This window comes from Pseudonocardia sp. (genome assembly GCF_025965585.1).
In the GTDB taxonomy this organism is placed as follows: Bacteria; Actinomycetota; Actinomycetes; order Mycobacteriales; family Pseudonocardiaceae; genus Pseudonocardia.
This window is the reverse complement of record NZ_JAOPWR010000550.1, coordinates 1-3,178: the sequence shown is the minus strand read 5'-3', so window position 1 is coordinate 3,178 and position 3,178 is coordinate 1. Positions and strand designations below refer to the sequence as shown.

2 protein-coding genes are annotated in these 3,178 nt (G+C 71.1%); both read left to right on the top strand.

What is annotated here, in order from left to right; genetic code table 11:
- The first annotated feature begins 383 nt into the window (after positions 1-383).
- Positions 384-1,367 (top strand): threo-3-hydroxy-L-aspartate ammonia-lyase, encoded by a 984-nt coding sequence (locus JWR81_RS34005; protein ID WP_297662177.1) that lies wholly within the window; start codon positions 384-386, stop codon positions 1,365-1,367.
- 1,031 nt (positions 1,368-2,398) lie between these two features.
- Positions 2,399-2,704, top strand: coding sequence for a thioredoxin family protein (locus JWR81_RS34000; RefSeq protein WP_297662175.1), 306 nt, complete (start codon positions 2,399-2,401; stop codon positions 2,702-2,704).
- The last annotated feature ends 474 nt before the right edge of the window (positions 2,705-3,178 follow it).

Below are 3,178 nucleotides of genomic sequence, written 5' to 3'. Positions count from 1 at the left end.
GGCCTTCATCGCCAGTGCCATGGGGTACGCGAACGCCAACGGCGGTATCCCCTGGATCGAGATCATCATTCAGGTGATCGTCGCCGCCGTGCTGGTGGTGCTCACCGCGAACCTGTACGGCCGTCGTTCCGTCCGCCGCTGACCCGAGGCACCCCGGAGGCCGGATCCGTCCACGTGGACGGACCCGGCCTCCGCCGTTTCCGGGCTCACCTGTCGTCGTGCTGCTGTGGGTCGCGCTCACCCGCTGGCACGTGCTGCTCGCCGGCCACCCCGACGTGCGCACGTGGACGGTCGGCGGCCCCTCGCTCGGCGGGCTGGCCGCGGCGTCCACAGCAGATCGTGGCCGACACCACCGCGTTCGTCGACGGGCTCTGAGCGCGAGGATGGCGGGCGTGATCCCACCGACCTACGCCGACGTCGAGTCCGCCGCCGCCCGGCTGCTCGGCCACGCCCACCGCACACCGGTCCTCACGTCGAGCCGCGTGGACGACGAGGTCGGTGCCCGGGTGTTCTTCAAGTGCGAGAACTTCCAGCGGATGGGGGCGTTCAAGTTCCGCGGGGCGTTCAACGCGCTCTCCCGCTTCGACGACGAGCAGCGCCGCGCGGGGGTCGTCGCGTACTCGTCGGGCAACCACGCGCAGGCGATCGCGCTGTCCGCCCGGCTGCTCGGCATCCCGGCCACCATCGTCATGCCCCACGACGCCCCGGCCGCGAAGGTGGCCGCGACCAGGGGGTACGGCGCCACCGTCGTCTCCTACGACCGGTACGCCGAGGACCGCGAGGCGATCGGCCGGGCACTCGCCGCCACGCGCGGCCTGACGCTCGTGCCGCCCTACGACCACGCGGACGTGATCGCCGGCCAGGGCACCGCGGCGAAGGAGCTGATCGAGGAGGTCGACGGGCTGGACGCGCTGTTCGTCTGCCTCGGCGGGGGCGGCCTGCTGTCCGGGTCGCTGCTGGCCGCGCAGGCACTCTCCCCGTCGACGCGCGTCTACGGCGTGGAGCCCGCGGCCGGCGACGACGGGCAGCGGTCGCTGCGCTCCGGCGAGATCGTGCACATCGACACCCCCGACACCATCGCCGACGGCGCCCAGACCCAGCACCTCGGCGAGCTCACGTTCGCGATCATCCGGCGCGAGGTGGACGACATCCACACCGCCACCGATGCCGAGCTGGTGGACGCCATGCGAGTGTTCGCGAGCACGCTCAAGATCGTCGTCGAGCCCACGGGCTGCCTGGCGTTCGCCGCGGTCCGGCGGCTGGCACCCGAGCTGGCCGGACAGCGCATCGGGGTGCTGGTCAGCGGCGGGAACGTCGACCTCGCCCGCTACGCCGAGCTGATCAGCCGGCCGGCTCCCGCGCGGTGAACAGCGGGTGCGGCCGGATCCCGGGGGGAGTCGGCGGAAAGCAGAAACGCCGGTCGGATCCTGGTGGACCCTTCCGGCGTTCTGTGTGGTGAGGCTGGCGGTAGCGGTGGGATTTGAACCCACGGAGGCTTGCACCTCACACGCTTTCGAGGTCTGCGGGCGGGCGTCCGTGGGGAGCCGTACCCGTTCCCACCTGCGACACCGACCCCCCGCTCGCCCCCGACGAACCTGGCCGGACGGCGGCGAATGAGACTACGACTGAGACTAGGGAAGATCATCACCGCTAGTCGTGTCCAGCTGGCCGGTTCTGGGCCGCCGGATTTGCAGTCCACTGCGATAAGGCCTCTGACATGCGGTGGAGCCGCGTACCCCTGGTCCGCGTCCGTGCATAGTCCGCGCCGAGGCGGTGTAGAGCGTGCGGTCGCTCAGGGCGCGGTGATCCGCGGGAATCAACTATCGGCTTCGATCTGCGTCAGGTAGGTAGTCGTAGAGCCAGCGTCCCGTACCCACATCCGGCCTGTCGTCCCGGCGCCGGTATACCGGCGAAGGGCCCGCGGCGTTCGACAGCGCCACGCTTACCGGTGGCCACGGGGTGGCTTCAGCAAACTCTCGAACCGTCCCATCAGCCGGTCCACCGACGTACTCGACGATGTGACCCACCTCGGAAAGGGTCCACCACCCCCGACCCCCTGACCAGGGGCTACATGGCCGCAGCGCCCCGCCTCGGCCGTGCTCCAGATGGTTGCGGCCCCGCCCGAACGGGCTATGGCCTCGGTGGTGATCTCCTCGCGGCGCGGGTGGAACCCTTCCGGGCCGAGGGGTGGGGTGCAAGGCATGTAGTCCCGCCTTGTGCCCCGCCCCTCGGGCTGGCAGCCGTCTCGGCGCGCCGCGAGGAGATCACCACCCCACCGCACCTTCCCCGATCTCTGAGCGGTGCCGGGTTCGGGCGGAGCCCGTCTTTTCGACCGGGGTCGGATTGGTCCGACTTTCTGGCCTCGACGCAACCGGGCTGCCGGGGGATCATGACCGGGGTGCGCGCAGAGGTGCTGGTGGTACCGGACTGCCCGAACGAGACGACGACCGTCGAGCGGCTGCGCCAGGTGCTCGACGAGACCGGCCGTATCGACACACCGGTCGAGGTTCATGTCGTGACCCTCCAGACCGTGCCCTGGGCCTCGGCGTTCGCCGGATCGCCCACTGTCGTGATCGACGGCGTTGACCCGTTCGCGGACCAGGCGAGCGCTGGCGCGGGCCTGTCCTGTCGCGTCTATCGGGGGCCGGAAGGCGTGTCGGGGGCACCTTCGCTGGAGGCGCTGCGCAGGGTTATCGGTCGCTGAGATCGGCGCACTCTCCGCGGTCTGAGGGCCGGGTAGCCGGACCCGCCGGCCGCGAACGGGCCGGAGGCAGAGTGAGCGAGTCGGCGGGGCCGGCGTAGCCGGCCCTCGCGCCGCCGGAGGCGGCAGCCTTGATCCCATAGAGACGAACTCGGCAGCAGTCGGCAGGTACGGATGCTGAGCACTTCCGTGTCAAAGCGGATGCCCCGGCCCGACCGGTAGCCGGCTGGCCTGTCCCTGCTGGTCGGCGTACCGGCCCGTGTCACCCGGTGCGGACCGGTGCCGGGCAGGTTGGTGCCTTTCTGGTGCCTCTGGCCCGGCGCTTCCTCGTGCCCCTTGTGCTCGTGTGGCATCCCGTCGATCTGGCAACGCCTGAGCGCGCAAGGGGCCCGCGGGCGGCCCTCGACGCAACCAGCGGTCGACGAAGTGAGGCTCTGCTTCGGGACGTCCCGTGTGGTAACGCTCCGAGGTCGTCAA

Bases quoted from the DNA above. Each gene is read 5' to 3' on its own strand.
- JWR81_RS34005 (WP_297662177.1), top strand. From the start codon at position 384: ATGGCGGGCGTGATCCCACCGACCTACGCCGACGTCGAGTCCGCCGCC.